The following is a 5,160-nucleotide window of genomic DNA, read 5'->3' as shown; positions in this document are numbered from 1 at the left end:
GTCGTTGAAACTCGTATCCCAATAGTAATCTAAACCGATCTCTCCTAAACAGTCGATTTGTTTGGCACTGGCCAGATCATAAAGTGTTTTAAGATCGTCGGATGTGATCTCTTTGGCATCCGAAGGAAACCATCCGAAAGCCACCTTGAAGCGCAGATCCTGGGCCTTGATCCTTTGAGCCCGTTGGTATTCTTCCAAAGTCGTGCACATGATCATGCATTGGGAGACTAAATTCATATTCTCTATGACTTCATCGATTCTTTCATAAAGCGCATCGCAAGTGATGTGCGCATGAGAGTCTGTATACATAGGGATTCCTCCTTATCCTTCTCATTATACAGGGAAGGCAAAGAAAAAGTGCAGAAATCTGCACTTTCTACATCGTGATCCAGCCAAAGACATTGGCTATAGAACTCAATAAAATGATCGTGATACAAATCGGAGCCACATATTTTATGATAAAGTGGTAGATCTTTTTGCGCTTGAATTTTGAAGAGATCTCGATTTCGTCATCGATCTTCTTCAAAGTCACGATCTTAACGACAAAGAAACAAGTGATCAAGGCTGAGATCGGCATCATGACAGAGTTCGTCAAGAAATCAAAGAAATCTAAGAACTGCATGCCCAAGATCCGAATCGAATCCCAGGCGCCATAGCCTAAACAGGAACAGCTTCCTAAAAGGATCATCATCACCGCCATGAACACACAAGCCTTTTTACGGCTCCAATGCAGCTCATCGCCTAATGTGGATACGCTGGTTTCCAATAACGAGATGGCACTGGTCAAGGCCGCAAACAAGAACATCAGGAAGAAGACCACTCCGACAAAGGTGCCGATCCCCATACTGGAGAAGACCTTTGGCAATGTGATAAAGGTCAAAGAAGGACCCGCCTGCAGTGTCGACATATCGCCGCTGGAGAAGGCGAAGACGGCCGGGATGATCATCAGTCCTGCCAACAAGGCAACGCCCGTATCGAAGAATTCCACCTGGGAAGTACTCTTTTCAATATCGACATCTTTTTCAATATACGAACCATAAGTGATCAAGATTCCCATCGCAATCGAGAGCGAGTAAAACATCTGCCCCATCGCAGAAACGACGGTCATCAACGAGAAATTTTCGAAGTTCGGAATCAGGAAGTATTTGACCCCTTCCCAGGCGCCGGGTCTTGTGACCGAATAGATTGCCACGATAATAGCCAATACGATCAAGATCGGCATCATGATCTTGGAAACGCGTTCCACCCCTTTGTTGACGCCGCCCAAGATCACCGCAAACACCAAGACCGAGAAAAGGATAAACCAAAGCTCTACGCTGCCCGAGGAGGATAAAAAGGCCGAGAACGTTCCGTCCTGGGCTAACAGGGTCGCATTGCCCAAGGCATAATCAAAGAGATATTTCAGGACCCATCCGCCGATCACACAATAATAAGGGCAGATCAGCATCGGAATGATGGCAATGAACCATCCGCCTAAACGAAAAGGCAAGGTCTTGCCGAAAACCTGAAAGGCACCCACCGGGCTCTTTTTTGTCATGCGCCCTAAAGCAGTTTCCGATACGATCAAGGCATAGCCTAAAGTGACCACTAAGATCAAATACACCAATAAAAAGATCCCGCCGCCGTATTTGGCAGCTAAATAAGGGAAACGCCAAATGTTTCCCAAGCCGACGGCAGATCCGGCAACAGCCATGACGTAACCGATTCTTCCTGAAAACTTGCCGCGGCCATTTTGCGAACTTGAAGAAGTTTTCTTGTCCATTTGTGAACCTCCTTTGATAAGGTTTCTAGTCGTAACTTCCATTAAATACTATTATGAAAAGGATTTCAATGATTATTGTGAGATCTCTGTAAAAAAAGACAAGGTTTATGAAAAAATGTAAGAATTAAGACAAGATCTCTATGATATGATAAAAAAAGAGGAGGACTTCTTTATGGTGATTGCTTTGTGTTTTCCGGGAATCTTCTATATTCTTTATGGAATCTATATGATCTGCAGAAAGCACATGATCAATTTGCGTGAAGATTTTCGCAATCAACCTTGGACCCAAGAATATATTGTGGAACAAGGGAAGCTCGATATTATTTTTGGTGCTCTTCTTTTTGTGGACAGCGGGGTATATCTCTTCTTAGGAGGGATGACCGGATTTCTCTTCCTGATTCTTTTTGGGATCCTTTGTATCTTGGGGCAATATCGTCTATTCCAAAAATACAAGCAGAAGATTGAAAAACCGCGGTGATTTTGCGGGAATTGACATCCGAAACAAGTTTTGATAAACTTTCGTCAGTATGAGTAGCACAGAAGACCCCGGTCGAAGTTGTACGGGGAAACAATAAGAAAAAAGAAAGACATAACCTGAATTCCATCAGGCTATGTCTTTTTGTGCATTTTTGGAGGGTATTATGCTTTTTGCGTTAGGATTGCAGGTCGTCTTGATCTGTGTCAATGCGATCTTTGCCGGCGCGGAGATCGCGGTCGTCTCTATGAACGGAGCGACGTTACAAGCTCGTGCCGAAGAAGGAAATCGTCGCGCTAAGATCTTGATGAAGTTAGTCGAGAATCCGTCAAAGTTCCTGGCTACGATCCAGGTCGCCATTACGTTGGCCGGATATTTGGGAAGTGCCTATGCGACGGATAGTTTTGCGGATCCTTTGGTGAAACTCTTGAATTCCTGGAACATTCCGATCTCTGAGGCCACACTGCGTTCTTTCTGTCCGCTGGTGATCACTTTGATCATGTCCTTTTTCTCGATCGTGTTCGGAGAGTTGGTGCCAAAGCGAATCGCGATGCAGAATAAAGAAAAAGTATCCTATGCCTTATCGGGAACCTTGTCTTTTATTTCAAAAGCCTTTGCGCCTCTAGTATGGCTGTTAACCAACAGCACTAACTTAGTTCTTCGTCTTTGCGGGATCGATCCGGATGAGGAAGAAGAAGTGACCGAAGAAGAGATTCGTATGATGGTCAATCAAAGTCTTTCGCAAGGACAGATCGAACAAGATGAAAATGCGATGATCCAGAATATCTTTGATTTCAATGACGTGAGCCTGGAAGAGATCTGTACGCATCGAAAAGATGTTGTCGCCTTGGATGCCGATGATGAATTAAAGGTCTGGGACGAAGAGATCAACCAGACTTCCTTTGACTGTTATCCGGTGTATCGTGAAAACCAGGATCAGATCGTCGGCGTGCTGGATGCCAAAAAATATCTGCGTATGGCCAACCGCACCAAAGAAGAAGTGCTTTTGAATGCGGTCTCGAAACCTTTATTTGTCTTAGAAGGCATGAAAGCCGATCATCTGTTATTAAAGATGAAACAGACCAAAAAATCGTTTGCGGTCGTCTTGGATGAATACGGCGGATTTGTCGGAGTTGTCACATTGCGCGATCTGCTGGTCTTGCTGGTGGAAGATCTGGATGAAGAAGGACAGTCCAGCGAATCGGACGGCATTGTTCTTTTAGAAGAAAACATGTGGCGGATCCAGGGAGATGCCATGTTGGAAGACATCAATAAGATCTTGGGACTGCAGCTCAGCGATGAAGAATACGATACATTCAGCGGCTATGTACTGGATGCCTTGGGCGGAAGCTTGCCGGATGATAACGAAAGCTTTGAGCTGGATCTGGAAGAAATGATCATCAAAGCGAAGATGGGAACAGAGCACCGCATTGAAGAAGCGGTGGTTCGCCTGAAACCAAAACCCCAAAAACAAAACGAAGAGGAGAACGACTAATTCTCCTCTTATTTTTTTAAGGTAAAGGTAAAGGAATTGGTATCGCCCCGATATTTTGAGATCGAGTATTCGATGGGAATTCCTTGGGGATCGGTTCCGTAAGAATGAAAATAGAACAGCGGATCCTGCTGGTTGATCTGCAGCAGATCAGCCAATGTCTCATCGGCGCTGACCACCTCTAAATGACGAGTAATTGAGGCAATCGGATGATTGCAGCGGGCACATTGATCATAGAAAGATTCTTTACTGAAATCCAGATTTAGAAAATGCGCAAACAAGGGATAGGGCATATAGGTCGTCACAAAGACATTGGGCATATGATCGATATATCGCAGGCGAACCAGCTTCAGGACTTCATCGCATCGCAAGATCTCTTTGATCTCGTCCGAGGCTTCTTCTTTTTGAAACGTCAGCACTTTGGTTTGGCTCGAATGTCCTTTTTGATGGATCTCGGAATCAAAGCTGCTGATGGTCTGGGTGAATCCCTGATCGATCTTGGGGGCGCAAACGATGGTTCCTCGTTTCCGGCGCTTTTCCAAGATGCCTTGGTCGACCAGTAAACTGATGGCCTGACGAATCGTCGGCCGGCTGACATGGTATTGGCTGGCCAGTTCCATCTCTGTGGGAATGGTTTCACCTACCGGATAAAAGCCGGAATCGATCTTATCGAGCAGATCGTTGCGGATATCTAGATACATTGCGGACATAAATGCCACCACCTTCTATACATAATAGTAACATTTTATTTATTTCTGTCAATTTATATTGACATAAACATTACATAATGATACATTGTCCTTGACAAAAGGAGGTATTGGATATGAATTCATCCAATCTGACAAAAGAATCACTTGCGAAATTGTTTGACCATACCTTTTTAAAAGCGTATGCGACGGATGCCGATCTTACGAAACTTTGTGACGAAGCCAAAGAAATGAATACGGCGATGGTAGCCATCAATACAGAATGGACGGCTTTTTGTAAAGAACAGCTCAAAGACAGCGATGTGCATGTCGGCGCTGCCATTGGATTCCCGTTAGGCCAATGCGGGCTGGAAACGAAATTATTTGAATGCCGTCATGCGATCGAGCAAGGAGCCGATGAGATCGACTATGTCATCAATATCGGACAGGCGAAGATGCATCATTGGGACTATATCAAAGACGAGATGGAAAAGATCGTGTCCATCTGTAAAGAACATCATGTCCTCAGCAAGGTCATCTTTGAAAACTGTTATTTGGAAAAAGAAGAGATCCGGAAATTGAGCGAGATCGCCAAAGAAGTAAAACCTGATTTCATCAAGACCAGCACCGGATTTGGAACCGGCGGGGCCACGGCAGAAGATGTAAAACTGATGAAAGATACTGTAGGAGATGCGGTTCAGGTCAAAGCCGCCGGCGGTATTCGCAGCTGGCAGACATGTAAAGC

The 5,160-nt window shown here is 44.8% G+C and carries 6 protein-coding genes; 3 read left to right on the top strand and 3 right to left on the bottom strand.

From position 1 onward, the window contains the following. On the bottom strand, positions 1-309 hold a 309-nt coding region (locus tag Q0J48_RS06465; protein ID WP_296242664.1), incomplete at its 3' end, for a TatD family hydrolase. 67 nt (positions 310-376) lie between these two features. Further along, the gene (locus Q0J48_RS06460; protein WP_296242663.1) at positions 377-1,762 is read right to left on the bottom strand and encodes a sodium-dependent transporter; all 1,386 of its coding nucleotides are present in this window, start codon (positions 1,760-1,762) and stop codon (positions 377-379) included. A 172-nt stretch (positions 1,763-1,934) separates the two neighbouring features. Here Q0J48_RS06460 and Q0J48_RS06455 point away from each other — a divergent pair, with 172 nt between their 5' ends. Continuing rightward, the gene (locus Q0J48_RS06455; RefSeq protein WP_296242662.1) at positions 1,935-2,240 is read left to right on the top strand and encodes a hypothetical protein; all 306 of its coding nucleotides are present in this window, start codon (positions 1,935-1,937) and stop codon (positions 2,238-2,240) included. Between the two features lie 163 nt (positions 2,241-2,403). Continuing rightward, the gene (locus Q0J48_RS06450; protein ID WP_296242660.1) at positions 2,404-3,732 is read left to right on the top strand and encodes a hemolysin family protein; all 1,329 of its coding nucleotides are present in this window, start codon (positions 2,404-2,406) and stop codon (positions 3,730-3,732) included. Positions 3,733-3,740: 8 nt separating this feature from the next. On the opposite strand, the gene Q0J48_RS06445 is transcribed toward Q0J48_RS06450, so the two are convergent. Then, positions 3,741-4,439, bottom strand: a complete 699-nt coding sequence (locus Q0J48_RS06445) for a GntR family transcriptional regulator (protein WP_296242657.1) — start codon at positions 4,437-4,439, stop codon at positions 3,741-3,743. Between the two features lie 113 nt (positions 4,440-4,552). On the opposite strand from Q0J48_RS06445, the gene deoC reads away from it, so the two are divergent. Next, a partial coding sequence (gene deoC / locus Q0J48_RS06440) for a deoxyribose-phosphate aldolase (protein ID WP_296242655.1) occupies positions 4,553-5,160 on the top strand: 608 nt, incomplete at its 3' end.

It is taken from the genome of uncultured Faecalicoccus sp. (genome assembly GCF_944325745.1).
Classification (GTDB): domain Bacteria; phylum Bacillota_I; class Bacilli_A; order Erysipelotrichales; family Erysipelotrichaceae; genus Faecalicoccus.
This window is presented reverse-complemented; position numbering and strand designations above follow the sequence as displayed.

What these genes read in the sequence shown, in the direction of transcription:
- Q0J48_RS06460 (WP_296242663.1), bottom strand. Translation starts at nt 1,762, where the DNA reads ATGGACAAGAAAACTTCTTCAAGTTCGCAAAATGGCCGCGGCAAGTTT.
- Q0J48_RS06455 (WP_296242662.1), top strand. Translation starts at nt 1,935, where the DNA reads ATGGTGATTGCTTTGTGTTTTCCGGGAATCTTCTATATTCTTTATGGA.
- Q0J48_RS06450 (WP_296242660.1), top strand. Translation starts at nt 2,404, where the DNA reads ATGCTTTTTGCGTTAGGATTGCAGGTCGTCTTGATCTGTGTCAATGCG.
- Q0J48_RS06445 (WP_296242657.1), bottom strand. Translation starts at nt 4,439, where the DNA reads ATGTCCGCAATGTATCTAGATATCCGCAACGATCTGCTCGATAAGATC.